The organism is Corynebacterium sp. USCH3 (genome assembly GCF_037619475.1).
GTDB lineage: Bacteria > Actinomycetota > Actinomycetes > Mycobacteriales > Mycobacteriaceae > Corynebacterium.
The window spans coordinates 44,132-68,404 of the sequence record NZ_JAQPZT010000001.1 but is presented as its reverse complement, the minus strand read 5'-3'; the positions used below and the strand labels follow the sequence as shown (position 1 = coordinate 68,404).

The 24,273-nt window shown below is 65.9% G+C and carries 28 protein-coding genes; 3 read left to right on the top strand and 25 right to left on the bottom strand.

Annotated elements, in window-relative coordinates; all coding sequences use genetic code 11:
* Positions 1-13 precede the first annotated feature (13 nt).
* From PQI66_RS00375 to PQI66_RS00265, 23 genes are all read right to left on the bottom strand, one after another.
* Positions 14-4,741: a tape measure protein gene (locus tag PQI66_RS00375; protein WP_339995143.1), complete on the bottom strand. Its 4,728-nt coding sequence runs from the start codon at positions 4,739-4,741 to the stop codon at positions 14-16.
* A 22-nt stretch (positions 4,742-4,763) separates the two neighbouring features.
* Positions 4,764-5,084: a DUF5361 domain-containing protein gene (locus tag PQI66_RS00370; protein ID WP_339995142.1), complete on the bottom strand. Its 321-nt coding sequence runs from the start codon at positions 5,082-5,084 to the stop codon at positions 4,764-4,766.
* 74 nt (positions 5,085-5,158) lie between these two features.
* Positions 5,159-5,449, bottom strand: a complete 291-nt coding sequence (locus tag PQI66_RS00365) for a hypothetical protein (protein ID WP_339995141.1) — start codon at positions 5,447-5,449, stop codon at positions 5,159-5,161.
* 158 nt (positions 5,450-5,607) lie between these two features.
* Positions 5,608-5,928: a hypothetical protein gene (locus tag PQI66_RS00360; protein WP_339995140.1), complete on the bottom strand. Its 321-nt coding sequence runs from the start codon at positions 5,926-5,928 to the stop codon at positions 5,608-5,610.
* Positions 5,929-6,009: 81 nt separating this feature from the next.
* Positions 6,010-6,792, bottom strand: coding sequence for a hypothetical protein (locus PQI66_RS00355; protein WP_339995139.1), 783 nt, complete (start codon positions 6,790-6,792; stop codon positions 6,010-6,012).
* Between the two features lie 19 nt (positions 6,793-6,811).
* Positions 6,812-7,171, bottom strand: coding sequence for a hypothetical protein (locus PQI66_RS00350; RefSeq protein ID WP_339995138.1), 360 nt, complete (start codon positions 7,169-7,171; stop codon positions 6,812-6,814).
* Positions 7,171-7,443, bottom strand: a complete 273-nt coding sequence (locus tag PQI66_RS00345) for a hypothetical protein (protein WP_339995137.1) — start codon at positions 7,441-7,443, stop codon at positions 7,171-7,173. Before PQI66_RS00345 ends, PQI66_RS00350 begins: the two co-directional genes overlap by 1 nt.
* A complete protein-coding gene (locus PQI66_RS00340; RefSeq protein WP_339995136.1) occupies positions 7,436-7,615 on the bottom strand; it encodes a hypothetical protein in 180 nt (59 codons plus the stop codon). Before PQI66_RS00340 ends, PQI66_RS00345 begins: the two co-directional genes overlap by 8 nt.
* The gene (locus tag PQI66_RS00335) at positions 7,612-7,971 is read right to left on the bottom strand and encodes a hypothetical protein (protein ID WP_339995134.1); all 360 of its coding nucleotides are present in this window, start codon (positions 7,969-7,971) and stop codon (positions 7,612-7,614) included. The genes PQI66_RS00340 and PQI66_RS00335 overlap by 4 nt, the downstream gene beginning before the upstream one ends.
* Positions 7,971-8,396 carry a hypothetical protein gene (locus PQI66_RS00330; protein ID WP_339995132.1) on the bottom strand — a complete coding sequence of 142 codons (426 nt, stop codon included), beginning with the start codon at positions 8,394-8,396 and terminating at the stop codon, positions 7,971-7,973. The genes PQI66_RS00335 and PQI66_RS00330 overlap by 1 nt, the downstream gene beginning before the upstream one ends.
* 63 nt (positions 8,397-8,459) lie before the next feature.
* Positions 8,460-9,401 (bottom strand): phage major capsid protein, encoded by a 942-nt coding sequence (locus PQI66_RS00325; protein ID WP_339995130.1) that lies wholly within the window; start codon positions 9,399-9,401, stop codon positions 8,460-8,462.
* An 85-nt stretch (positions 9,402-9,486) separates the two neighbouring features.
* Positions 9,487-10,026 (bottom strand): hypothetical protein, encoded by a 540-nt coding sequence (locus PQI66_RS00320; protein WP_339995128.1) that lies wholly within the window; start codon positions 10,024-10,026, stop codon positions 9,487-9,489.
* 122 nt (positions 10,027-10,148) lie between these two features.
* Positions 10,149-10,868, bottom strand: coding sequence for a VG15 protein (locus tag PQI66_RS00315; RefSeq protein WP_339995127.1), 720 nt, complete (start codon positions 10,866-10,868; stop codon positions 10,149-10,151).
* Positions 10,858-12,249, bottom strand: coding sequence for a phage portal protein (locus PQI66_RS00310; RefSeq protein ID WP_339995125.1), 1,392 nt, complete (start codon positions 12,247-12,249; stop codon positions 10,858-10,860). The genes PQI66_RS00315 and PQI66_RS00310 overlap by 11 nt, the downstream gene beginning before the upstream one ends.
* A gap of 1 nt (position 12,250) precedes the next feature.
* Positions 12,251-13,762 (bottom strand): hypothetical protein, encoded by a 1,512-nt coding sequence (locus PQI66_RS00305; RefSeq protein ID WP_339995123.1) that lies wholly within the window; start codon positions 13,760-13,762, stop codon positions 12,251-12,253.
* Between the two features lie 16 nt (positions 13,763-13,778).
* A complete protein-coding gene (locus PQI66_RS00300; protein WP_339995121.1) occupies positions 13,779-14,144 on the bottom strand; it encodes a hypothetical protein in 366 nt (121 codons plus the stop codon).
* Positions 14,145-14,389: 245 nt separating this feature from the next.
* The gene (locus PQI66_RS00295) at positions 14,390-14,680 is read right to left on the bottom strand and encodes an HNH endonuclease (protein WP_339995119.1); all 291 of its coding nucleotides are present in this window, start codon (positions 14,678-14,680) and stop codon (positions 14,390-14,392) included.
* Between the two features lie 206 nt (positions 14,681-14,886).
* Positions 14,887-15,141 carry a hypothetical protein gene (locus PQI66_RS00290; protein WP_339995118.1) on the bottom strand — a complete coding sequence of 85 codons (255 nt, stop codon included), beginning with the start codon at positions 15,139-15,141 and terminating at the stop codon, positions 14,887-14,889.
* On the bottom strand, positions 15,138-15,488 hold the full coding sequence (locus PQI66_RS00285; protein WP_339995117.1) for a hypothetical protein: 351 nt from the start codon (positions 15,486-15,488) through the stop codon (positions 15,138-15,140). Before PQI66_RS00285 ends, PQI66_RS00290 begins: the two co-directional genes overlap by 4 nt.
* Complete coding sequence (locus PQI66_RS00280) at positions 15,488-15,784, bottom strand: glutaredoxin domain-containing protein (protein ID WP_339995115.1); 297 nt, start codon at positions 15,782-15,784, stop codon at positions 15,488-15,490. Before PQI66_RS00280 ends, PQI66_RS00285 begins: the two co-directional genes overlap by 1 nt.
* Positions 15,785-15,827: 43 nt before the next feature.
* Complete coding sequence (locus tag PQI66_RS00275) at positions 15,828-16,127, bottom strand: hypothetical protein (protein ID WP_339995113.1); 300 nt, start codon at positions 16,125-16,127, stop codon at positions 15,828-15,830.
* Positions 16,124-16,795, bottom strand: a complete 672-nt coding sequence (locus PQI66_RS00270; RefSeq protein ID WP_339995112.1) for a hypothetical protein — start codon at positions 16,793-16,795, stop codon at positions 16,124-16,126. The genes PQI66_RS00275 and PQI66_RS00270 overlap by 4 nt, the downstream gene beginning before the upstream one ends.
* Positions 16,792-17,130 (bottom strand): hypothetical protein, encoded by a 339-nt coding sequence (locus tag PQI66_RS00265; RefSeq protein WP_339995111.1) that lies wholly within the window; start codon positions 17,128-17,130, stop codon positions 16,792-16,794. The genes PQI66_RS00270 and PQI66_RS00265 overlap by 4 nt, the downstream gene beginning before the upstream one ends.
* Positions 17,131-18,319: 1,189 nt before the next feature.
* Here PQI66_RS00265 and PQI66_RS00260 point away from each other — a divergent pair.
* The 3 genes from PQI66_RS00260 to PQI66_RS00250 are packed head-to-tail and all read left to right on the top strand — an operon-like array spanning position 18,320 to position 21,701.
* Positions 18,320-19,876: a hypothetical protein gene (locus PQI66_RS00260; protein ID WP_339995110.1), complete on the top strand. Its 1,557-nt coding sequence runs from the start codon at positions 18,320-18,322 to the stop codon at positions 19,874-19,876.
* Positions 19,876-21,027, top strand: coding sequence for a bifunctional DNA primase/polymerase (locus tag PQI66_RS00255; RefSeq protein ID WP_339995109.1), 1,152 nt, complete (start codon positions 19,876-19,878; stop codon positions 21,025-21,027). Before PQI66_RS00260 ends, PQI66_RS00255 begins: the two co-directional genes overlap by 1 nt.
* A gap of 26 nt (positions 21,028-21,053) precedes the next feature.
* Positions 21,054-21,701, top strand: coding sequence for a hypothetical protein (locus PQI66_RS00250; RefSeq protein WP_339995108.1), 648 nt, complete (start codon positions 21,054-21,056; stop codon positions 21,699-21,701).
* Positions 21,702-21,948: 247 nt separating this feature from the next.
* On the opposite strand, the gene PQI66_RS00245 is transcribed toward PQI66_RS00250, so the two are convergent.
* Positions 21,949-23,097 (bottom strand): nucleotide-binding protein, encoded by a 1,149-nt coding sequence (locus PQI66_RS00245; RefSeq protein WP_339995107.1) that lies wholly within the window; start codon positions 23,095-23,097, stop codon positions 21,949-21,951.
* Positions 23,098-23,103: 6 nt separating this feature from the next.
* Positions 23,104-24,210 carry a redox-regulated ATPase YchF gene (gene ychF / locus PQI66_RS00240; protein ID WP_339995106.1) on the bottom strand — a complete coding sequence of 369 codons (1,107 nt, stop codon included), beginning with the start codon at positions 24,208-24,210 and terminating at the stop codon, positions 23,104-23,106.
* Positions 24,211-24,273 lie beyond the last annotated feature (63 nt).

Here is a 24,273-nt window from a genome sequence, read left to right as displayed (position 1 = left end):
TGGTCGTGGTCTGTTAGACCGTCGTGAACCGACCGGATGCCCGGCCAGGGTTGCGCAGGACACGCTGCACCTCGGCGGCGATGTCCTTGGAGTTGTCGCCGTGAATGTCGAAGTGGTACGTGTCGTGGCTGTCGGAGCCGCCACCGTCGCCGGAGCGACGGTTCTTCACCCCGTCAGCCAGCGCAGACAGCCCGGAGTCGAGCACCGGGGCGAGTGCCGCCACTGCCGGAGCAGCAGCAGGCACCGTCGCGGCAGCCGCCAGGGGTGCTGCGGTGGACAGCAGGCCGGGCAGCAGGTCGATGAACCGGTCGAACACCGGGGTCATCTGCGGCGACAGCACACGCTCGGGCTTGAGCGTGTTCTTCTGCATCACCCCGACGCCGGTGGCGATACCACCGGCGTCGTACCAGTTGTTGGCACGCCAGAAACGCTGCGCGTCGAGCGGATCAGCGTAGGTGTCACCGATGTAGTTGGCACCGGCGTTGGCCTGCTTCTCCGGGTCGAGCGAGCGGTCGGGCAGGTACTTCTGGAGCGTGCCGGACGACGGGTTCAGCTGGAACCAACCGAACGCCCCGGAACTGGGGTTCTCGGCGTCGATCTTCCAGCCCGACTCCTTGTCGACGATCCAGTCGGTGGCATTCCACTGGTCGCCGGTCCAGCCGCGGTCAGCGAACACTCGCTGCGCGATGCCCTTGTCGCCGCTGGCTGACCCGGTACTGCCTCCACCGGCAGCGACCCACTCCGCACGCTCGGCGTCGTCGAGGGCACGCATACCCTTGATCGACCCGTCGGCGCGGGTACTGCTACCGGTGTTGGTCGAGGCAGGCTCGGCAGACGCCGGGGTCACCGACGGGGCGACCTCGACATCGTCCGGGACGACCGTGGTGGCCGCCGCCGGTGTCTCGATCGTCGGCGTCGAGGAGGACTTGGACTGTGCCCGAGCCTCACTCTTGCCGTTCTCATCGACCAGCTTGACCGTGTCGATCCGGTGGTCGATGTCGAGCAACCCGGCCAGCTCACTGGCGAACTCCGCGGCAGCATCGCCCATGATCTGGGACCCGATCAGATCCCAGCGCACCGGACCCATGCCGTCGCCGGTGTCGCCCGAGAGCGACGACAGGTCACCGGCAGCGACCTGGTTGGCCGCCCGGGTGCCCTGGTAAGCGGCGTTGCCCCACATCTCAGCGTCGCGGATGCCACGCTGGATGAAGCTGTCCGCCTGCGGACCAAGCATCCGACCAGCAGCCTCAGCCAAGCCCTTGACCTGACCAAGCTGGTCCCAGTTCAAGACAGCCTCGGGCTTTCCGGTCTCATTACGGACGATGGACATACCCGGAGGCACGTACCCGCCCTGGTCACGGAACAGGCCGGTGACCCCGCTGACGAGGTTGCCGCCCCACTCCTTGGCCTTGTTCCAGGCACCGGAGAGCAGCTCACCGAGGTTGTCGATGATCTCGAACAGCTGGTCCAAGGAGCCGGACTTGAACTTCTCCAGCACCTTGCCCGGCAGCTCCAGCCACTCCGGCGGACCGGAGGGCATCAGGTCATAGACAGGCTTGAGGGCCTTGTCGATGATGTCCTCGATCTTCTTGCGCAGACCGGAGCGCTGCTCCTCGGGCGACGGACCTCCGCCACCACCGGACTCGAAAGCACCGTCAGCACCGATCGGCAGGTGGTACTGCATGTCGAAGCTGCTGTGATCAGCGCCGACAGCACCGTCGCGGTACTTGACCTGGCTCGGGCTACCGCCGGACTCGACGTTGACCGTGCCGTAGTTACCGACACCGGTCAGCGTGCCAGCGGTATGGCCGCCGTAGGGTCCGCCATTGAAGATGCCGATGGAGAACCCCGGCCCCAGGCCGGGCTTGAAGCCCTGAGCGCCTGGTGACGGGAAGCTCATGGTCGCCCAGTAGCGCTGCCAGGGGTTGTCCCCGGTGATCGCGGCGGCGATGGACCCCATGAAGCCCGAGCAGTCGAAGCTCGACCCCGGACCCGTGGGACCAGCCCACTGGTACGGCTTGCCGTGCTGTTCCTTGGCGAACTTGTGCCCGGCGGCGAGCTGTTGCTTCCAGGCAGGCTCGATCTCACCGCCCTTGGCGAATGCCGGGATCAGCGACGGTGCCGCACCAGCGAGGTCGCCGGCGCTGTTGTCCAGGTCCTTGGGCAGCGAGGTGAAGCGCCCACCGTCGTAGGTGAACGGCCTGCGTTCTGCGATCGCGGAGCGCAGCTTGTAGATCGACCCGTGGCCACCGGCCTTTTTGACCTCGTCGGAGGTCCACATGTGCTCGCCATTAGAGCCCCACATCAGCACGTCGTCGGACGTGCCGGACCCGGGACCGCGGATGCGTCCACCGTCGGCGTGCTCGGGAATACGATCGAGCTTCGGCGCATCATCGAGCGGCAGGAACGTCGCGGCAGTATCCCAGGCCTTGGCGATGCCGTTATTCCAGACCGTGTCGATCATGAAGTTGATCGGCTTTGCCAGGGCGGACTTGAGCGTGTTCCAGACTGTGGTGATTCCGCTGACGATGGTGTCGAAGAAGTCACCGACGGAATCAAGCCCGCTCTTGAGGGCGTCGAATGCCGGGCTGATCACGTTGTCGTAGACAGCGCGAATACCGGTACCGAGCGCATCCCAGACGGGCTTGATGACCGAGTTCCAGATCATCTCGAAGAAGTCGCCGACGGCACCCAGAGCGGTCTGCAGGGCGTCCCAGCAGGGCTTGATCACGGTGTCATAGACGAACCGGATGCCCTTGCCGAGTGCATCCCAGGCAGGCTTGATCACGGTGTTCCAGATCATCTGGAAGAAATCGCCGACAACACCGAGTGCTGTCTTGAGCGCATCCCAGCACGGCTTGATGATCGTGTCGTAGACAATGCGAATACCGGTACCGAGTGCGTCCCAGGCCGGTTTAATGACCGAGTTCCAGATCATCTGGAAGAAGTCACCCAGGGCGGACAGCCCGATTTTCATTCCCTCCCAAATGGGGGAAATGACGTTATTCCAGGCAGCCTCGATCAAGGCGCTCATGGCGTTCCAGGCGACGAGAATCGTGCCGTAGATGACCGTGAAGATCACGCCACCGACGACCGCAAAAGCGTCGCCCAGGAAACTCAGGACGGGCGAGAGCACGGTGTCCCAGACGGTCTGGAGCACGGCTCCCACGGTCTCCAGGGCGGTGGAAATCCCGCCCCAGACGGTAGTCGCCAGCTCACCGACCCAGCTGAACGCGGTACCCAGGAAGTCAGTAAAGCGCTGCCACAGCTCCTGGCCGAGCTCGGTCTGGGTGAAGAAGTACGCCAGCGCCGCGACGATGGCAACGATGGCCGCGATGATCGGGTGGCCGACGATCAGGGTCAGGGCCATGGACAGGCCCCGCATCACCCCGGCGGCGATGCTGCCGACGGTGCTGATCAGTCGCAGCCCGCCGCCCAGGGCGGTGACCGCGACGGTGGCGATCGTCCCGACAGAGCGGAACGCCAGCCAGCCGCTGACCATGCCCGCTACCAGGGTCGGGTGGTCGGCCATGAATCCCGCGAGCATGTTCAGCGCCGGGACCAGCACGTTAGTCAGTACCGGGGTGAGTGACTCGACGACGTTGAGCAGGGCTGTCCAGGTCGCCACGGAGATGGCACCGGCGATCTCGCCCAGGGCACTGGCGACCTCGGTCAGCGCCTCCCAGAGGGTAGACCAGTCCACCCCGTCGACCACCTGGGACATCATCGAACGGATGCGCTCGAAGCTGTCGACCGCCAGGTCGCGGAACTGCACGATCCCCTCGGCCATCGCCGGGCTGATGATCTCGGCATCGCCAGCCTCGCCACTACCCAGAACGGAGAAGATGTCGGAGGCGATGTCCTGCACACCCTCGAACGCGGTGCCGAGGTCGCCGACGTGGTCGGCAGCGTAGGCCAGTGCGGGAGTCAGCGCCTCCTGGATACCGGAGACAGCGGACCCCATCGCCCCGCTGATATTGTCCTTGAGTCGCTCCATGGTCGGACCGAACGTGGCCTCGACGTTGTCGGCACCGTCGAGCATCTGCTGGAACAGGTCGCCGCTGGCTTCGCCAAGGGTATCGAGGACGTCGTCAAGGTCAACGAGCCCCTCGCTGACCATGTCCCTGAGTTCCTCGTTGGTGACGCCGAGGTGGTCGGACAGCGCGGCGAAGATCGGCACGCCGGAGCTGGAGAGCTGCTGGAGCGACTGTGCGCCCACGCGACCCTCGTTGACCATGCGGGTCAGCGCACCGGTGGCCTGGTCAAGCTGGCCGGACTCGCCACCAGCGGCGACGATGGCCTTACCGACGTTGCCCAGGATGTCCTCGGACTGCTGACCATTGACGCCCAGGTAGGCGAGCGAAGTCGCCGCGTTGTTGTAGGCGTCGGTGGACAGGCTGGATGACCGGCTGACATCGCCGATGCGCTCCATCATGTCCGCAGCGTCGCTGGCCGAGCCGTACAGCCCCTCCAGTGCCGCCTGGGTCTGCGAATCACTGACCGCGGACTGGAACCCCGACATCAGGGTCTTGCCCATGGCCACACCTGCACCGGCGATACCGGCAGCACCGGCGACCTTGCCGAGGGTCCCCATGATCCCGCCGCCGAGCTTCTGCCCGATGGACTTGCCCTGCTTCTCGGCGGGACCGGCTGATTTGCCGAGAGCCTTGGACACGCCCGGGGCGATCTTGCTCGTCTCCGGCACGATCGAGATGTAGCCTACGGCCAGCTCATTGGCCATGGGGACCTCCTAAAATCGCTGGTCAGCCGTACATCTCGGAGAACAGGTCCTCCAGCTCACCGGCGGTGGTGACCTCGCCGAGGTGCTCGGTGTTCTCGTCGCGGGCTTCACCTCGGTGCTTGCCCTCGTACTCGTCGCCGGGGCGTGGTACCCGCTCGGGCTGGTTGCGTTTGTGCTGGGCGTCCTCGGTCTTGGACCAGAGGAGCAGGTTCGCCACGTCGACGAGGGTGGCCATGAGGTGGTCGGTGAGCGTCCAACTGCGGTCGCCCTCGTCGGTGAGGCGTGCCACCGCACTGCCCGGTGCTGCGCACGACAGCATGACCCAGACGTCGTAGTAGGTCACTCGCCCGGTGCCGTCGCCCAGCCAGCTCAGCCGACTGCCGAGCTGGAGGAAGTCATGGGTCAGCGCCCGGCAGGTTACGGGGTCGTCGAGGGCGTCGACGACTGCTCGGATTCCCCCAGGGATGCCTCGCCCTCCGCATCGTCACCGTCGGTCCACTCGGTGACCAGGCGCTGGAACTCCGCGATGGTCAGCTCGTCGATCCGTGCCAGGTTCTGCTCGTCGGCGACGTGCTCGATGAACATCCAGACCTGCTCGTCCTGCGCCATCTTGCGGCTCTTGCGGATGATGCCGACGGGCAGCTGATCCTGTCGCGGCAGCACGATCTCAGCGCCGGCGTCAGTGTGGAAGTGGAAACGTTCGAGCATGGCGGAGTCCTCCTACGGGAGTCGGTGACCTCACCGCCGGTCGACGGTGAGTGAAGTGCTGCGCCCCGGTACTCGGAACCGGGTAGGTGCACTCCTGTGCACGCAGCGAGAAGCCCGTGACCATCGGTGTGGGCACGGGCTTCATGGGGTGGGCGCGACTACTCGCTGTCGTCGGTGTCGCCGCTGGAGGCCTCCAGGGCGTCCAGGCGAGAGGCGAGACTGTCGACCCGGTCGTCGAGGGTGTCCACAGCGGACTGGTCGGCCTTGTCAGAAACGCTGGACTCGCTGGCCAGGCCGGACACCGCGTTGTCGATGTCGGTCTGGGTGACGAACCCCGAGACGTCCGGGATGTCCGGCACCTCGGGGATGTCGGACGAGTTCGCCTTGGTGCGGTCCAGCTCGGCGACGTTGTCGTCGATGGTGGCGAACACAGCCTCGTCGAGGGTGTCGCCGGTCTTGAGATCGAGACGGTCTACCATCTCGGCCTCCTTTCAGGGATGGGGTGTGCGGGTGGTCGCTCGGCGGCTATCCGACGGTCGCCGGGATGGTCGCCGAGCCGATCAGTTTCCCTCGGCGTCCTCGCCACCGTCGCCGGTGTCGTTGTCATCGCCGTCGGAGCCGTCGGAACCGTCGTTGTCGTCACCGGCGTCACCACCGGTGTCGTTGTCATCGCCGTCGGAGCCGTCGGAACCGTCGTTGTCGTCACCGGCGTCACCACCGGAACCGTTGTCGTCGCCGTTGCCACCGTCGGTGGAGTCACCAGCGCCGAGGTCCATGTGCTGCCAGAGCTTCCGGCCATCGCCGAAGATGTCGAACACCTCGACCTCGCACTCGTACTTGATGACGTCGTTCTTGATGAACGAGACATCGCCGACGCTGGTCACCTGGCCGTCCGGGGCGAACGCACGAATCTTGCGCCCCTGCCCGCCGACCATCAGGAAGTCCAGGCTCACGTGCGGCAGGTCCTCGCCGGTCTCGACGATGGACACCGACTTCTTGTCCTCGGACACGGTGACGTTGTCCGGCCCGTAGATCATCTTGAGCACGGCAGCGTTGGCGGACTCCATGCAGGTGAACTTGAGCACGACCGAGTGGTCGGTGGTCACGACGAGGATGATGTCGCCGTTCCAGTCCTTGATCTTCTCCGTGGAGCGGTCGGTGGTCTTAACCAGCCCCTCCTCGGACATGTAGCCGCCGGGCGCAGCCTTGAAGCTGGCATCGAGCTTGGTGCTGGCGTCGTCCGGGAACTTCTTCTCATCGTCGATGACCTCGCCGATGAAAAAGCCGCCACCGATCTTGAGATTCGGTGCGCCGACCAGGACGTTCTTCTTGTTGCGTGCCATGGTGGTGGCCTCCTAGTGGTTAGTAGGTGACGTGCACGGCCTGGCAGGTCAGCTGCCACCGGCGGACGTCGGGGTAATCGGGATCGGGGTGCGGTGCCGGTGGTGTCAGGCCGGACACGCTGGTCAGCTCGTCGGTCTCCTGACCGTCGAGGTAGCGCCACATCCGCTCGGTGATGTCCGAGGCGGTGGCATCGTCGTAGGCGTAGGCCTGCACGGCGACGGTGAGTGGCCGGACCGGACCAGTCGCCGGTCCAGGCATGACCTGGAACCGCACGTACGGGATCGGCGGGTCGGGTGGCAGGCGCAGCCCGGGACCGGAGGCCTGGGTGCGCGGCACGATGGCTCGCAGCAGGGCGGCCACCGCAGCGGTGGAGTCCATCAGCTACCCCCGATCAGCTTCATGCCGCGGGCTGTGGCGACCTGGAGCATCCTGTTATGCTTCCGGTCGTGTTGTCGCCCCTTGACGCCCTGGGCGTAGATGCGAGACCGGTAGCGGCTCTTGCCTGGCCGGGAGAACGCCTCGTAGTGCGCACCCAGCTCGTCGGCCACCGATTCGGCGGTCTCATCGACGAGCTGGACGACGCCCGGGGCGTTGCGGACCTCGGCAAACGCTGGAGTGTTCCAGCGGTGAATTCCGGCGAGCTTAGCCATCCAGGGTCAGACGCAGCCACGCCTGCGGGCTGTACATCGCCCGTACTCCCCGGGTGGTGCCGTCGTAGACGATCAGCGCACCGTCTTCGTCCTTTTCGGCGTAGGAATTGCGGTGGACGTCCGGACCGTCGGCGTACTCACCGGCGATGTGGTCGACTGTGATGTCGCTCATGTGGTCTCCTTGAGTTCGTAGACACCGAGGTCGGTGGTGGCGAACGGCCCGTGGCGGTAGTCACGGACCTTGGTCACGGTGTAGGCACGCCCCATGACCTCGACCTTGTCGTTGAGCTGGGCGATGCCGATGTCGGCGTACAGGTCGAGGTGGTGGTCCTGGCGTGCCACCGAGGTGTCGTCGGAGGTCATGGTGTCGCCGGGCTGCGCCCAGCCGACCACGGCGTGATCGGTGCGGATGTCGTCGTAGATCGGACCGCCGTAGTCGTCCTCACCGACCTGCTCACGACGAATCGTGGTGGCGGTGAAGCGGCGGGGGAAGTCCACCCGGCGTCGGGTGTCAGCGTGTCGCGCCATTACCAGCACCTCCCATGGCAGCTCAGGCAGACCCCTGGAGCACAGACCCCGCAGGGTCGCCGGGGCGGTTCCGGGGTCATGTCGACCATGAACGCCTTGTGCTTGCCCTGCTCGACGAGCTTGGCGAGCTTGCGCTCCTCGGACGGCAGGAACAGCGTCGTATGCGTCTGGTAGCTGGTCGACTGGCTGTACGGGCCGAGGGTGTCCTGGGTCTGGGTGGTGCCGTCGCTGCCTGTTTCCAGGTAGCGCACGATCGCACCCCGGATGACCGCAGCCGCCGAGCGTGCCTGCTGACCGGTGAGGTCGGAGATGCCCGGCGCGACGATCTCGGCCTGGTCGATGGCGTCCTCGACGAGCTGGTCGGCCAGCTGGTCGGTGACCTCGACGTAGGCGCGGATCTGGTCAGCGGTGATCTCGATGGCCATGGTCACCTCCTCCTTGGAGTAGGGCGGTCGGTTAGCCGACCGTGGTCGGCAGTGACGCCGCCCCTACTCGTTTCCCTCGGCCCCGCCGTTGCCGTCTCCACCGCTGGACGAACCGACGGTGTACTTCACGAACCGGTTGGCGTCCATGACGCCCCAGCCGACGATCGCCTCGACCATGAACGCCACGCGGTTGTGACGCTGCAGGTCACCGTTGCCGAACGGGTCGCCGTACTCGATCCGCTTGAGCGGGATGTCGAGGGCACGACCGAAACGCAGCGCCTCAAAGTCACCGGCGAACGCGACGATCCCGGTGTCGGTGGACGCATCCACGCGACCGGAGATCGTCTTGGACATACCGGTGTTGAGGCTGGCGAACGGACCGAAGTTGGTGCCGGACATGGACACGTCCGGGTAGATCCGGTTCCCTCGCTTATCGCGAGCCTGAGCGATCAGGGCGGTCAGCTTCGGGTCGATCGCAGCACCGGTCATGGATCCGTCGTTGGCGACCACCTTGGCGTAGCCATCCCACAGACGCTCATCGATCTCGGACAGATCGGTGCCGATCGCCACCTCGTTGGAGGTCTGCGAGAGGTGCGCCCGGTCGCCGGACATGGCCTCACCGGTGGAGGCGACACGGCCGTGCAGCACTGCCAGGTCGATCTGCCGGCTGATGGCACCGGACAGTTCCTCGGCGAGCATGTCCATGACGTGCCCGGGGTTGGACTGGGTGACCTCCATGGTGAACTCCAGGCCGGTCTGCACCTTGGCGGTGTGCAGCTTGGTCTCGCCCAGCTTGATATCGCTGTCCGACTTGGCCTCGGACTCGCCGACGATGTGCGCGCTCGGGCGCTTCTCCAGCGTCGGGACGGTGTTCTCGCCGATGATGATCGGCGTGCTCTTGGCGAGCGTCGGGACGACGGCCTCGGCCATCGCGGTCTTCCAGATCTCGGCGGACAGGCTCTTCGGGACGAGGCCGTCCGGGGTCTTGGTGGTGTCGTAGACCATGTCGATGGTCTCCTTTCCATGCAAAAACCCCGGACCAGAAGGGCCGGGGTAAAGGGGTATTTTGTATGTGGGGGTGTGGAGGCGGCTACTCGCCAGTGATCAGACTCATGGCGTCGTCGTCCCAGCCGTGGGATGCGGCAGCATTGTCGCCAGTGCCCGCCGAGGGGACGACGGGGCCGGTCGAGGGCTTGGCAGAACCACTGGCGTACTCGACGATGGCCTCGGCGGAGGCAGTCATCGCCGCCTCGTCGTCGCCGGTGATCAGCGCGGCGGGGACACCGGTGGTCGCAGCGACCGAGGCACGGGTGCGCTCCAGCTTCTCGGCCTCCAGCTGCTGCTGCAGCTCGTTGACCCGCTTGATCGCCTCCTGCCCCTCGGTGAGCTTCTCGGCATCCTCGGCGTGCTTGGCACGCTCACGCTCCAGGCGCTTGGAGATCAGCGCGTCGAGGTCGGCCTGAGACATGGTCACGACGTCATCCTTGGACTTGTCGCCCTTGTCCTCAGGCTTGCTCGACTGCTGCTGAGCCGTGGTCTGCTCGGCGGGCTTGCCGTCAGTGTCGTCAGTCTTAGCGCCGCCCAGTGCGGCAGCAGCGACGTCATTGGGTGTGGCCTTGGTCTTCCCCATAGCGGGTGCACCTCCAGTAGGTAACCCCGTATCCGACGGGTGGCGGGTTAGCACAATCCCGTCGGGACGTGCGTGGTGGGTGTCGGCGGGCTTGAACCGCCTGTGCGCCCGGCCTGTACCGGTCACCCGTTCTTGCGTTGGTCGTAGAGCCAGGCCGACCACCCCTCCAGGGACGGTTGACCAGGCTCGTTGCTGGCGTAGTCTGCCCACTGTTTGAACAGCTCATGGCTCGACTGCGGTAGTTCACTGTCGTCCTGGACCTGCACCGCGGAACAGCGACAGTTGTCGTGAAACCGGGCAGCATCATTGCTCAGCGCCTTTCCACTGTCCAGGTAGACTCCGCCGCGGGAGGCGAGCATCAGGCAGAACCCGCAGGCACCAGCCTCGGCGACCCGGGCGAACCGGGTCTTGGCCTGGGTGGTTCCCACGGCGACGGTGTCCCGGGCAGGCTGCATGGCGTGCCGGACCAGCGCCTCCAGGGCACGGACACGGACACGGACACCCGGCAGCGCAGCCGACGCCAGCCCGCCTTGACGTGTCTGCATCGCCCAGCCGGTCGACTCCAGGACTGCCGTCGGTGCGGCAGTCGGTGCGACCGTCGGGTACGGCAGACGGCGGTAGTCCCCGCCGTAGTCCATCCACTCTCGGTGGATGTAGTCGCCAGCTGACTGCCCGGCGATCTCGCCGTAGTGGTCGGTCAGCCCGACCATCACGTCCTGCATCTCACGCTCGCGACGTGCAGCAGGCATCCCGTCTGACCGGTTCCACCAGCGCATGAAATCCCGCTCAGCGGCAGCGATGATGAAATCGGACTCCTCGGCGAAGTCGGTCTTAGGCGACACTGGCGACCTCCTCAGTCATCGCCTGCGTCGCCGGGGCGGAACCGCCGCCGTTGATCAGGGCAGACAGGGCGGACAGCCGGTCAGAGCTACGCCGCTTCTCCCGCTGCGCGGTGATCGCCCTGCGCTGCGCCACGGTGAAGTTCGCCCGCTCCAGGACGATGTCGCTGTCGGCAGGCAGGGCACCCACCTGGATCAGCTTCACCATCGCGTCCACCTCGGACGCCGTCGTCGGCGTGCCCGGGTCACCCCAGTGACAGATGAAGCGCGGCAGATCGACCGGTGCCATGTCGTACAAGATCGCCATGGCCAGGCGAGCCACCTCAGACCAGGCACGGGTGAACATGCTCTGCCGCCGCTTGGCACGCTTGACCAGGCGCGATTCCAGCATCCCGATCGCCTCGGCGGACGACGGGTTGGCCATGTGGACGCCGAGGTAGTCGTACGGCATCCCGGCCTCGGTAGCGACCAGACCAGCCAGGCCGGTCATCTGCTCGATGAACGGACCGGGGCTGACTGTGCTGAACTCGCCGAACTCGGGTCGCTCACCGTTTTCGTCGAGCGGGGCGACCAGCATCTGGCTGGATGCCAGCGACCATCCGGTCTTCGGCTGGCCGTCGGCCCCGACGAACTGGTCCGGGGTCATACCGGTGCCGTAGCGCTGCGGTGCGCTGAAGAACTCGCGGTTGACGTCCATGCCCTTGAGAGCACGGGTCGCCGAGGCGATGTACGACCGGATCGCCGGGGTGATCTCGGAGCGACCCCGACGGTCACCGGCCCGGCTGCGGTTGACCAGTGGGATGACCGGGCAGCGGCCCAGGCCGTGCGGGATGCGCTCGGCGACCGACCATGCCCCATACTCCCCTGCCCGGGTCAGCTCGATGACCTCGTCGGAGGTCCATAGCGTCTGGGACGTTGAGCTGTTCCGGGTCAGTGCGGTCTTGGCCAGCCCGGTGCGCCAGTCGATGTCGGCAGTCGCCGAGGTGGCGCTGTGAGCCTTGACCAGTACGGGAGGCTCGCCCTCTCCACCCTTGGTGACGGTGACGAATCCGATGCCGTAGATGAATGCGTCGAGGTGAGCCTGGTGCGCCTCCTCGGAGGCACCGGAGTCCTCGAACAGCATCTCCAGGTCGTCGTCGTACTCGGTGTCGCCGTCGCGGGTGGACCAGCCGAGCAGGTCGACCCGCTCTTCCAGCGTGTCGACGACGGTGGACCCCCAGCCGACGACGGTGTCCTTGAGCGCGGCCAGGTCCGGTGTGACCCCGATGCTGTTGGTGCGGTACCGCTCGACGTAGTACTTGCCGACCTTGAAGTTCGAGGCGTTGTGGCTGGTGATCTTGGCTTCCAGGGCCTTGACCAGCTGACTCTCTGCTGTTGACAGCACGTCACATCACCCGGACCTTTCCCTGGTAGTTCTGCCGCGCACCGCCGGTGCGCTTCTTGCGCCGATACTTGACCGGCGACAGGTCAGCGTCGTGCTCGTACAGGGCGGACAGCGCGAGCATCGCCCCGATCAACGGGCTGATGTCGACGTCACTGTTCAGCCGCTTGAAGCTAAAACGGCCCTCGGTACCGACGGGTCGTCGGACTGCGCCTGCGACGGCGGTGGTCAGGGCGGTCTGGTCGAGGTGCCGGATGCGCTGGGTCGCCACGGCGTCCAGCAGTCGCTCGGCAGCGCTGGTGACATAGCCGACGTTGATGCGGGTCACGCCGACACCGCGGTCCTCCATCGCCGTGATCAGCGACGCCGCCGGGGAGTACCCGTCGACGATGACTGCGGCGATGTCCCGCTCCTCGACGATCTGGGCGACACGGGGTGCGACCCAATAGAGGTCCCCGGCACGTTGGTCGATGACGTCGACGATCGGGTAGCCACCGTCGGTCGTGCTGATCACCGCCACGATGGAGGCGCTGTCACGAGACGGGGTGACGTCCACCGCGAGGGTGATCTGGTCGATGTCCTCGGGCATGAGCCGCACGTCGCGGTCGGCGCAGGCTTTCCAGTCGTCGATCGGCAGAGCAGCGGTCTTGCCGGAGCCGAGGTACCACATGCCGAGACGTTCACGCATGAACGTGCCGATCTCCATCGCGGACAGCTCGTCCTCGATGCTCTCGGGCTGCAGGCGGAAGCCCAGGGCGGGATTCGCCTGCGCCCAGACAGCCGGGTCGGCGGTGTCGACCATGCCGTCGTCGTTGGCGGACCACTCGGCCCACATCAGGCGACGGCTCGACTTCTCCTGGGCCTCGGCACGCAGCCGGGTCCAGGCGTCACTGTCCGACTTGGTCGTCGGCGGGGTGCCGACGATGATCCGCTGGGGATTGCCAGACGGACTGGCCGAGATCGTCGGCATCAGCGCCGACAGGGTCTCGTCGCCGAGGTCCTGCGCCTCGTCCATGACCAGTGTGTCGACGGTCAGGCCTCGAGCGGCGTTGGCAGACCGGGCTGAGAAGTAGACCGCGGCACCGTTGGTGAGGATGATCGCCTCTTGACCGTTGGTCTTCCGAATCTCCTTGACCAGGGCGATCAGGTCCGGGTAACGAGGGTCCTCGAAGAAGCTGCACAGCCGGATGAACGCTGCCCGGGACGTCCTGATCTGGTGCGCCGTATGCAGGATCGTCCTGCCGAGGATCGTCAGCTGATACAGCTCGATCATCTCGATTAGGGCGTTCTTGCCGTTCTGGCGTGCCACGGACACGCAGACCGCCGAGGACGTCCACCGCTCGCGGGTGTCGAGGCCCAGCGCATGGTCGAGGATCAGCTTCTGCCACGGGTCCGGGTCCAGGCCATACCCGGCAGCGATGTACGCAGCGTCGTCGCCGTCAGTGTGGTGGTACTTCGGCAGCTTGGAGTACTTCTTGTTCGGCTGCTGGTGACCGGTGAGCGTCGGTGCGGACATCGGTCACCTCCTGTAGTTATGCGGATGCAGCGGCACGCTGGCGTCGGCGGCGGGCGATCTCGTCGATCGGGCTGGTGCCGTCGGTCTTGGCCGCTCCGCCGAGCGGCTCGATGCGGTCCATGACGTCGGTGAGCTGGCGGGACAGCGTGGCAATGGCCTTACTGTCGACCTCCAGGTCGATCTGGTCAGCGATGCGATCGCGCAGCCGGGTCAGGCTGGCGAGCTGGTCACCCGCCCGGACGGTCGGTCCCAAGGTCGCCTGCTGCGGCTCGGCAGAGTCACCGTCATCGCCGGTCGAGTCCTGGTCGTCATCGACCACCTCGGCGTCGACGATGTCGTCATCGTCAGGGTCGCCGTCGTAGACTTCGATCTCGGTGCCCATGGTCACCTCCTGGGGTGCTCGTCCGGGCGATCCCGGGGTCGGTCGTGACGAGGTCGGCGCACAGGCCCCTGACCTGCAAAAACGTACGGAGGGGGATTTTTACAATGCCCGTGAGGCGCTTGAGTAAAACCTGAGAGGGGGGCCCTCACCACCCCTCGTCATCGTTGCCGGTCAGAGCCTCTTAGTAAGCATGACCTTCATGAATACCGATCAGTCTGTTTCTCAGGTTCGGAACCGGCGGGGAGTCACCAGGGCAGAACATGAGCGTCCTCGCTCCGACGCCTCTCACCTGCGCTTTTGTTGTACTTCTTCTCGTTGCAGGTCTTATGGGCAGGCTGCAGCGGGCCGAGGTTATGCCCGCCGCGGCTTACAGGATCGATGTGATCGGCCACTGCGCTGCGTGGATGCGGCGCTTTCAGCTCCTTGTCGATCTGCTCGCCGCAGAGTGCGCAGAACAGCGGGTCCGACGCGAGGCAGCGTGCCCGCTTTCGGCGGTACTCCACCTCGGCGGTGCGGTTATACTTGGCCACCAGCACCACTCCCCTCGATCAGACCTGGTCAGCGCACAAAAACAGAGCCTCACCGATGATAGTGAAGCTCTGACTGTCGTAGTGCGCGTCTGCGCGTGCGCGTTATAGCTCTACCCTATCAGATGATTTGTAACAACCTACTGATCTATATCAGTGTACCGATATAGACTACTCTGTCTAGTGACTAACAGGCCGAGCTGTCTACTGTACGGTCACGCTGCCTGGCCAGGCACGAACCTCGTCGACACCGCGCAGGCTGTGCCGGTAACCAGCCTGATGCGCTGGGCACGCAGCGTGGCGACCCGGTCGGCCGTCCAGCTGGTCACCGGCACCAGGTCGTCCAGGTCATCGTCGGGCGTGGTGCCCGCTGGCAGGTCGACCACCGCCCACTGCTGGGTCCGGGGTGGAGGTGGGCGGTGGTGGGTGGTCACGGGTGGGAGGTCACCGTAGGGGTGGGCGTAGGTCATGGGGTGGGGTCCTCGCCAGTGGTGGGGGTGGCCTCCGGGTCGACGGCGAAGAGGGCGTCGTCGACACGCTCGTCGATGACCCGTGCACGCAACGTGGAGATGAAGTCCGGGGTCGAGCAGGCGAAGAATCCCTGCACGTGCATCTGGGACATCGCGGTCCGGCCCAGCATCACGTCGAGGACGTGCAGGTCATCGCAGACCTGGGCGACGGTGCGCCGCTCGGCCTTGGTGCCTGTCGGCAGGCCGAGGGTGTGCATGATCATCTGCACGGCCCGGGTGCGCTTGAAGCGCCCCCGCGGCAGGGGGTGGCGGGTCGGTGCGGGGTCATAGTCACGGACGAATGACATCAGGCCACCGCCTTGTCCGCCAGTGCGCCGCAGGCCTCGGCGTGCTCGGCGACCTTGTCCGGTCGGTGTCCGGACCAGGTGGCGACGGCGAGGTCGCCGGGGTCCTCGGCCCAGACACGGACGACCGGCAGCTCGGTGTAGCCCTCCAGGCGCAGCCCCTCTGCAGCCAGTGCATCCTGACTGAGATCGACGATGTTCAGCCTGGTCACGCCCAGCTTCTCGGCCGTGCGGATGGTGCCGCGGCAGCGCATACAGCCGGGCGCGGTGTAGATGGTCATGTGGTGGCGGTCAGCCATGTGGTGTGCCCCTATCGGTAGTGATTGGTACTACCTATCATACCTATAGGATCACTAAATCTACAATGTTGAGAGCAGGTTTTTCCGAGTCGTACTGCTCGATCTGCTGGGCGATGCTGGCGATGCAGATGGCCTCAGTTTCGCCCACCAGACCGGGCAGTGCGGTGGCCAGCGCGATGCGGTCGAGGAGCAGCGCACAGCCGACGAACTGCCCGGCGTGATGGGTGTCGACGACCACCCGGACGCCTCCGGTCACGTCGTCGTCGATGTGCTGCACCCGGTAGTCAGGCCAGGCGGGGATGGGCGGTCGGGCGTCAGTGTCGGTGGTGTCGGCGTGGGTCATGCCGCAGCCTCCTCGGCTCGCCGGGCGTGCTCGTCCAGGACGTCCGACAGCAGGTACTCGACCCGACCACTACGGACGGCGTCGTCGCGGTAGGTGACATGTCCGGCCTCGGCCCAGCGGACCACGGTCATGTGGCTGACCGAGCATCCCGCAGCCGCGGCCAGCGAGGCGATCTTGCGGCTACTCCCCCACACCGGCGTGCCGGTGCCGAGCTGGCGCTGCATCTCGGCTCGCCGGGCATCGGCCTCCAGCTCGGGGCTGGGCAGACCGGCGAGGCGTCGGCACTGGTCGCGCAGTATCTCCAGGTCGAAGATGTCGCCCGGGTGCAGGTACCACCGAAGCTCCTCGGCATGAGAGACGAGCCACCGGCAGCAGGTGACCGGGTGCGCAGCCGGCGGCAGCAAACCTGCAGCCTTGGCCAGCTCCTCGCACAACGGGACGACCGTGCGCTGCACGGCGATCTCGGCGTCGAGGATGGACACCGGGATCGGCGTGCGCGGTCCTAGTGCCGGGCGCATGACACGGGCTTCGGGCTTGGGTCGCCAGGGAGTACGGAGCTGCTCGTACCCGTCGGCCAGGTCGGTGGCCAGGGCGATCAGACCGGGGCCGTCGACGTCGTGGTAGCTGGCCGTGGCCGGCGGATCCGACGGGATGATGGACCCGGTCATGCTGACCTCTCCCCTGAGCCTTCAACAACGAGGCCGTTCAGAACCTCCGCCGCCCGTCGGAACGATTCCTCGTCCAGGCGTCGGAGTCGCATGGCGAGATCCACCGCCTGCACGCCCGTGATCGAAGGAGCGCCCAGCACCACGAGGTGGTCATAGGACGATCGGGGGCGGAATCCCGGCATGGATGGCACGACGGTACGGAAGAGGTGGGTTCGCCGGTCGATCCGGTTGATCGCGCAGAACTCCTCCCCGGCGTAGTCGTCGTCGGTGAGCACCAAGGGGTGCATGGCGGGGATCGCCGGCGGGTCCGTATAGCTTTCCTCATGATATGTCATAGGTGAATACTATGTGTCAGACCGTGGGTAATCCACTAGGCGGGACGTGACACGAGAGAGTCGGTACCGCGGTACCTATACACCAGCAGTCAGAGCGGAAAGCGGGTAAGCCATGGACGACGCCGAGCAGTCGCAGAACATCCTCCTCGCCCTGCAGAATCACTTCGGCGTGTATGTCCCTGGCTGCCCCAACCCCTGACAGGCATCTCGACATAGAACAACCCCCGGCCCTGGTATGGGTCGGGGGTTGTTCGCTGGGCCGAAGCCTGAACGCTCGGTACGGAGTTTCGGGGTGACCGCCCCGGCGCTGATGCACTACCTCCTACCTACCAATGAGACTACCACGGCGTGCCATCGGATACAAACATTTCTTGTACCCCGGCGTAGATGGCTATTCCCGTCTACGGCGAGTGCCCCGCAAACACAACTTGCTCCCCGGCGTCGTTCAGGACCAGCTGGAGTCGAACACCGCCAAGATGCAACCCACCTTGGCGGCTACGCATCAAACTTGGCGGCATCGCCAAGATTCATCGTCGCAGGTCACGATACATCTTGGCGATCTTGGCGATCTTGGCGGCTACCACGCAAACTCCCGCCAAGACGCTCACTCCCACCTCCTACACTACCTATCATATAAATAAATTATATAAACTTTGGGTTTCCTGATGCGCGCGCGGGAGCGCACGCGGGTGGACCACTCCTTGGCGGTGGCCGCGCCAAGGAACCGCCAAGATCGCCAAGATCGCCAAGATGTCTCTGACCTGCATGTTTACCCGCCAAGGAACCGCCAAGATAGCCGCCAAGATGTGGAGCAGCCGCCAAGATAGCCACCGAGGTCGCCTTATAGGGTTGTCCTACCGCCGATGTGTGCTATCCTGGGGACAGTCGATAAGCGCGGCAGCTGTGATGGCTAGCCCCCTCCGGAGTGCTCCGGACGATCTTTCCTCAATCTCAACTCTCAAAGTTCCCGCCCCCGAGCGGACCATGTGATGTGGCAGCTGGCGAACCAGCCAGAGGCAGCAGAGGGGCCGAATCCTTAACGCACGCCGGTGACCGCCGGCAGGGATCCGGCCACCTCACGCGCCGGAGATTTGAGATACGGCCCGTGTCTAACGACACCACCACCATCCAGACCGCAGACGACCTCCCTGAGGGACCCACCCGGAGGTTGTTCACTGCATCGGATCAGATGCGCACTGTTTTCCGCATCGCCCGCCTTGCCCAGGTGCCGCCGGAAGCCCTCCTGGGAAGCGTCCTCGCCGAGGTAGTCGCGAGCACCGCGCCCCACGTCGTCCTCCCCCCGATAGTCGGTTCCTATGCAAGCCTGAACTTCGGCGTCATCCTCGCCGGACGGTCGGGCGGCGGTAAGAGCGCCACCGCCGCCGTCACCAAAGACGCGATCCGCGTGGTCCCCGACCAACTTAGGTTCGGTCCGAACCTGGCCGCGTCGAGCCCCCGCACCGCCATGGCGACCCCCACCCTGTCCTCCGGCGAGGGGATCAGCGCGGTGTTCGACCGCCGCCCCTACGACGAGCTCCGGGCGAAGATCGATGCCGCCAAGGACGACGAGGACAGCAAGGGCAGCCGGCTGCCGGCCAGCGCCGACCACCTCCTACCGCCGGACCGGGCCAGGTTCTCCGTGGACGAGATCGGCGCCCTGGAAGCCCAGACCAAGCGCTCCGGGTCCAGCACTCTCGACGTGCTGCTCTCCGCGATGATGGGCGAAGACCTGCGCACCGACGGCGCCCGGGTTGAGAGCCGCCGCCGCGTGGACCGGATGTCCTACCGAGCAGCGTTCGTCATCGGTGCACAGCCGAAGCGCACCGGGTGGATGCTCGCTGCGGACGGAGCTGGTCTTCCGCAGCGGTTCTGCTGGTTCGACGCTGTCGACCGCTACTCCCCCGCCGTCGAGTACTCCCCCGCAGAGGACGACGACGCCCTGGTCGACGGGTGGACCAGCGACGACACCCAGAAGCTGACTATCACGCTACCGACCGCGGTCTATGAGCACCGCGACCTCCCCGCCGGCGTCGAGTCCTGGTCCCATCGTGGCGAGGTCACCGGCCGCGTGGTGGTCGCGGTGGCCCGCGGCGTGGTCCGGCAGGTCCGTGCTGACCGATCCCGCGTCGCCACCGGGCAGGCTGACATGGACAGCCACCGAAACTTGCTGCGCTTGCGGCTGGCTGCCGCCGTCGCTCTGCTGCATGGCGAGACGGCGGTCACCATGGACCGCTGGCGGGTAGCGGGGGAAATCCTCACCCTCTCCGACGGCGTTATCGCATCATGTCGAGAGGCCTCCGCTGGTGTGGAGCAGGAGCGAGCCGACCTTGAGGCGGTCCGCCGGGACCGTGCGATCTCGGCCGCCGAGACCGACCGCGTGGACGCAGCAGTGGGCCTCGTCCATGACACCGCAGCCGGCGGCCACGGGCATCGATGGAATGGCACTACCGGGGCAGTGGCCGCCCTTTCCACCAAGCGCCGAGAGGCCGCCAATGACGCGCTTGCACAGCTCGAGGCGACCGGCCAGGTGGTGGTAGTCACCGAGGGTCGTGCGAAGTGGATCTACCTGCCGGAGAGCGCACCTCAGGGCCCAACAGCCGCGGTGTCCGCTCCCCGCCCCGCCCCAGTGAGCCCAGAGCAGCTGGAGGCCATGCACCACGCACCTCGACCGGCGTGCATGGTCACCGAGGAGGAGCAGAGCCGCATCACGGCTGAGCTGGCTGAACTCGAGGGGGGTGCAGCGTGATGATCGACCTGACCCACCTAACCCAGCAGACCACCACCGCCGGGGTGGCCACGGCCGCTGTCGACCTCGGGCTCGCGGTGGTCCTTGCCGGAATCCCCAGCACCTCGACGGACACCGAGAAGGCTCCCCTCCGCCGTCCCGGTGCAGCACGCGGCGGGATCTACTCCGCGACATCCAGCCCCCTCGAGGCACGCCGGTGGCTCCTCACCTGCACAGGAACCCCGGTGAACTGCGGCGTGCGCACCGGGTGCTCCCTGCCCGGTGGTGGAACCCTGGCTATCGTCGACATGGACACTCCAGCCGCCAGGCAGGCCTTCTCGGCCCTGTGCTCCGACCACGGGTCAGGCACCCCGGACCCAGCCGTTCTGAGCCCGGGTGGGGTCTCCCCGACCACGGGCCGGTGGGAGCACTGGGCCGGCGCGCATGTCTACCTTCGGATCCCTGATGGCACACTTCCGGAGAACATCGCCGGAACCGTGGCCTTGACTGACGGCTCGGCCGCGTCAGCGGTCGAGGTGAAGGTCCATTCCAGCTGGGCGATGATGCCCCCGAGCACCCGGCGCGAGGGCTCATATCGCTGGGGGCCTGCACCAACCATTTGGGACGCTCCGGCGTGGCTCGTGCAGAGGATCATCGACGCCGGCCGTCCGACATCGCGCCGGGAGCGCCGGGACTCGGAGTTCTGGGTATCCGAGACACGGGCTGCATGGGACGCCGAGACCCCGTGGTCCTCCATCCTGCCTGACGCCGGATGGACCGAGGACCGCCGGACCGCATCCTGCGGATGCCAGCTCTGGAACCGCCCCAGGTACAGCGTTCCTGGGTCCGGAGTAGCCCACGAGGGCTGCGAGCATGGCTACTGGCTGCACTTGCACACCGCCGCCCGCGGTGGTGACCCGGTGACGGACGCGGCCGGTGCTTACGGTCGCTCTCAGGTAAGCAAGGTCGAGGCGGCGGCGTCGGTGCGGTACCCCGAGGAGCCAGCGATGGCCGATCGAGTCCGAGCACTGCTCACCGCCGAGGGCCTGCGGGAGGGTCCGGACCTTGCGGGCTTGGACCTCGGAGCCCACATGCGTGAGCTGAACCGCACACCCCGCACCCCACCGGCACCCGCCACCGGCATGCCCATGCGCTTCGGCGCCACCAGCTAAACCAAGCACACAAGAAGGAGAACACCATGCACACCGCCGACGACTTCCGAGACCTCATGATGACTGGCCCTGCCGGTTACGCCGACCCCCGCCTGGTTATCGACTACTCGGGCTGCCTGACCCAGGACGCCCGCGAACGCCTCCGCCGGGGCACCACGCAGATCGCCGTGGGCATGACCCGCAGCGCTGGCCTGGAGGCTATCCAGCAGAAGATCCCCAGCTACGAGTACCGCCTGTCCTACCACCGTCCCGAGCCACGCTGGCTCCTTCCGACGGACATCATCGCTGAGGCACAGCGCCGCTACCAGTCGAGGAACCCCCGCTGGCGAGACCCCCGGCTGCCAGCCGCGGTGCCGATGATCGGATTCAACCTCCCCGATGCTGGCCCGCCGATGATCGGAGCCGCCGACCCGGAGGGCTGCATGTGGCTCAGCGTCAGCGACCTTCATGCGGTCTGGCTAGGACGGCTGCCGGTCAGCCAGCTGACGCGGACGGAGCAGATCCTGATCCAGAACACCGCGACTGGCGAGGTCCGACAGGCGCTGGTGACCCCTGCCGGTGATGCAGCGGAGGTGATTGAACAGGAGACCGGGTACCGTCCGAACTTCCCGGAGCACCGCTGGGACATCTCGGACGACCTTCTCTGGACCCCCGGCCGACGGTTCCACGCGTAGGGCCAGAAGGAATCTTCGCGGTTAGCCCTCTCGCCGCTTGGATGGGGGCACGCCCGCTCGATAGAATTACCCTATAGGAAAGGAGAGGAGTGGCTATGTCGGAGGTAGCATCGATCAGTGATCGCCAGCCGGGGCTATCCCCTGCCGCAGTGGAGGCCGCCTCCCGCATAGCTTCCTCTGCTCCCCCACTGACAGATGAGATGGCCGACGAGCTGCGGCACCTTCTCGGAAGCCCTAGGATGGCCGCCTAGAACTTGCTTAATGCAGACCAATCGACGGTATAGCCTGCGCTCTGCAGCTCTCGCGCCACCTGTTGTCGCCATCCTCCTCCAGGATCCCTACTGATGTAAGCAACACCGATGACATCGGTAGGAAGCTCAACACCGGCGTCATAGAGAACTGCTGTCCGGTTCCTACCTAGGCGACCGAAGAAGTATCCCAACTCGAACACAACATTCTGGCGGCCGCGAGGAGCATCATCCCCTGCCCCCTTAGATCGCCCGACGTCATCAGCCGTGAGCAGAACCAGAGCGAAACCTGCCAAAGCCGCAGCATGTTCGAACTTCTCCAAGATCGTCATGCCATAGTTAGCCTGCTCATGAAGAATGGTTGGGTCGCTGCCCACCAGCGCGGCAACAACTCTCGCCGACTCAAACTTCGCCCCGTCGTCGTGCCCATGGACGATGAACACCGGCCCAGGAGGCCCTTCCACCTCTACCGCCGAGGCGTCCTCATTTTCATCTCCCATAGCGCCCTCTTCCGCCCACCGAAGCTCTTCCTGACAGGCGTTCAAAATTGCCACAACCGACTTGACCCCGGAGGATCGGTAGCCAGCTACGTTGATACCATCGTAGTAAGCGATGGGCTTGAACTTTACCTTGGTGAACTGATGGTACTTAGGGTTGTCCTCTCCCATCGCAAGCCGTATGGCAGACTCCGTGCTACTACGCCAGAGCTCAAAATCATCGGGATACCCGTCTTTGGCTTGTGCAATCTTCTCGCCGAGCAGCGCAATCTTGCGGTCAACTTTCACGGAAGCTCCTCCTGCCCGGCTCTGCATACCTGGGTCATTGTTACCAGCCCCTCGGCCCACGAACTTGCCTATTCCCCTATACCGGACGCCGTAGCGACCTCCCTGCAACAGTGAGATCGTCACTTCCACAGAGTTGCCACGGGAATCCGACAGCGTGAAAGGCTGGTCAAGCTCGTAGTGCCACGTCTCGGGCCCCTCCGTAATGTGGTCGCCTGTAGCCTTCGCGTACTCGTCGTCGTCAGTCTTCGCGGTGAAGTAGTACCGACCAGCATCCCCGACGTTGTCACGACGAGGGTTAATACGACCGAACCCCCTGATGGGGATCCATCCCGTCCCCTCGATTGTCTGCCACTGGTCAGCCATGACCTGCTACTTCCCCTTACCACCAGATGCTACTGCGAACTTGAACTCCACGACGTCGCCATCCTGCATCACGTACTCCTTGCCCTCCTGGCGGACCTTGCCGTGGTTGCGGGCCTCGGCCATCGAGCCGTACTCGTCGAGGTCGGCGAAGCCCACGATCTCGGCCTTGATGAAACCACGCTCGAAGTCGGTGTGGATCACGCCGGCGGCCTGAGGAGCGGTCGCCCCCTGCGGAATGGTCCAGGCGCGGGCCTCCTTCGGGCCGGCAGTGAGGTAGGTCTGCAGTCCGAGCGTGGCGAAACCGGCCTTGGCCAGTGTCTGCAGTCCCGGCTCGTCCTGCCCCACCGAGGCGAGCAACTCGGCGGCCTCCTCGTCGTCGAGCTCGAGGAGATCCGCCTCGGTCGCGGCGTCGAGGAACACGCAGTCGGCCGGAGCCACGAGGTCACGCAGCTCCTTCTGACGGGACTCGTCGGTCAGCACGGCTTCGTCGGAGTTGAAGACGTAGAGGAACGGCTTGGCGGTCATCAGGTGGAGCTCACGCACCGAGGCGAGGTCGAACTCGCCGGAGACCGAGGCGGAGTACAGCGTGCGGCCGTCCTCCAGGATCTCCTGCGCCTGCTTGGCGGCATTCGCCTGGTCCGCCTTGTCGCGGTCCTTGCGGCCCTCCTTCTCCAGCCGTGGGACGGCCTTCTCCACGGTCTGCAGGTCGGCGAGGATGAGCTCGGTCTCGATCACGGAGATGTCGGTCGCAGGATCGACGCGGCCGTCGACGTGGATCACGTCGTCGTTCGAGAACGCGCGCACGACCTGGCAGATCGCGTCCGCCTCACGGATGTTGGCGAGGAAGGCGTTGCCCATGCCCTCGCCTTCGGACGCCCCCTTGACGATGCCCGCAATGTCGACGAAGGACACCGTGGCCGGCAGAATCCGCTCGGACGAGTAGATCTCCGCCAGTCGGTTGAGCCGGGGATCAGGAAGTTCGACGAGTCCGACGTTCGGCTCGATCGTGGCGAAAGGGTAGTTCGCCGCGAGGACGTCGTTGCGGGTCAGGGCATTGAACAGCGTGGACTTGCCGACATTGGGCAGCCCGACGATTCCGAGAGTAAGGGTCACGGCACCCATCCTAACCGGTCCCGGGTGCGGCCCGGCGCCCGCCCCCGGCATGGCGGATACCCC

What these genes read in the sequence shown, in the direction of transcription:
- PQI66_RS00365 (WP_339995141.1), bottom strand. Translation starts at nt 5,449, where the DNA reads ATGCTCGAACGTTTCCACTTCCACACTGACGCCGGCGCTGAGATCGTG.
- PQI66_RS00300 (WP_339995121.1), bottom strand. Translation starts at nt 14,144, where the DNA reads ATGGGCACCGAGATCGAAGTCTACGACGGCGACCCTGACGATGACGAC.
- PQI66_RS00340 (WP_339995136.1), bottom strand. Translation starts at nt 7,615, where the DNA reads ATGAGCGACATCACAGTCGACCACATCGCCGGTGAGTACGCCGACGGT.
- PQI66_RS00285 (WP_339995117.1), bottom strand. Translation starts at nt 15,488, where the DNA reads ATGTCATTCGTCCGTGACTATGACCCCGCACCGACCCGCCACCCCCTG.
- PQI66_RS00325 (WP_339995130.1), bottom strand. Translation starts at nt 9,401, where the DNA reads ATGGTCTACGACACCACCAAGACCCCGGACGGCCTCGTCCCGAAGAGC.
- PQI66_RS00350 (WP_339995138.1), bottom strand. Translation starts at nt 7,171, where the DNA reads ATGGACTCCACCGCTGCGGTGGCCGCCCTGCTGCGAGCCATCGTGCCG.
- PQI66_RS00260 (WP_339995110.1), top strand. Translation starts at nt 18,320, where the DNA reads ATGCGCACTGTTTTCCGCATCGCCCGCCTTGCCCAGGTGCCGCCGGAA.
- PQI66_RS00355 (WP_339995139.1), bottom strand. Translation starts at nt 6,792, where the DNA reads ATGGCACGCAACAAGAAGAACGTCCTGGTCGGCGCACCGAATCTCAAG.
- PQI66_RS00330 (WP_339995132.1), bottom strand. Translation starts at nt 8,396, where the DNA reads ATGGCCATCGAGATCACCGCTGACCAGATCCGCGCCTACGTCGAGGTC.
- PQI66_RS00375 (WP_339995143.1), bottom strand. Translation starts at nt 4,741, where the DNA reads ATGGCCAATGAGCTGGCCGTAGGCTACATCTCGATCGTGCCGGAGACG.
- PQI66_RS00275 (WP_339995113.1), bottom strand. Translation starts at nt 16,127, where the DNA reads ATGACCCACGCCGACACCACCGACACTGACGCCCGACCGCCCATCCCC.
- PQI66_RS00360 (WP_339995140.1), bottom strand. Translation starts at nt 5,928, where the DNA reads ATGGTAGACCGTCTCGATCTCAAGACCGGCGACACCCTCGACGAGGCT.
- PQI66_RS00280 (WP_339995115.1), bottom strand. Translation starts at nt 15,784, where the DNA reads ATGGCTGACCGCCACCACATGACCATCTACACCGCGCCCGGCTGTATG.
- PQI66_RS00250 (WP_339995108.1), top strand. Translation starts at nt 21,054, where the DNA reads ATGCACACCGCCGACGACTTCCGAGACCTCATGATGACTGGCCCTGCC.
- PQI66_RS00265 (WP_339995111.1), bottom strand. Translation starts at nt 17,130, where the DNA reads ATGACATATCATGAGGAAAGCTATACGGACCCGCCGGCGATCCCCGCC.
- PQI66_RS00320 (WP_339995128.1), bottom strand. Translation starts at nt 10,026, where the DNA reads ATGGGGAAGACCAAGGCCACACCCAATGACGTCGCTGCTGCCGCACTG.
- PQI66_RS00305 (WP_339995123.1), bottom strand. Translation starts at nt 13,762, where the DNA reads ATGTCCGCACCGACGCTCACCGGTCACCAGCAGCCGAACAAGAAGTAC.
- PQI66_RS00290 (WP_339995118.1), bottom strand. Translation starts at nt 15,141, where the DNA reads ATGACCTACGCCCACCCCTACGGTGACCTCCCACCCGTGACCACCCAC.
- PQI66_RS00335 (WP_339995134.1), bottom strand. Translation starts at nt 7,971, where the DNA reads ATGGCGCGACACGCTGACACCCGACGCCGGGTGGACTTCCCCCGCCGC.
- PQI66_RS00245 (WP_339995107.1), bottom strand. Translation starts at nt 23,097, where the DNA reads ATGGCTGACCAGTGGCAGACAATCGAGGGGACGGGATGGATCCCCATC.
- PQI66_RS00270 (WP_339995112.1), bottom strand. Translation starts at nt 16,795, where the DNA reads ATGACCGGGTCCATCATCCCGTCGGATCCGCCGGCCACGGCCAGCTAC.
- PQI66_RS00345 (WP_339995137.1), bottom strand. Translation starts at nt 7,443, where the DNA reads ATGGCTAAGCTCGCCGGAATTCACCGCTGGAACACTCCAGCGTTTGCC.
- PQI66_RS00255 (WP_339995109.1), top strand. Translation starts at nt 19,876, where the DNA reads ATGATCGACCTGACCCACCTAACCCAGCAGACCACCACCGCCGGGGTG.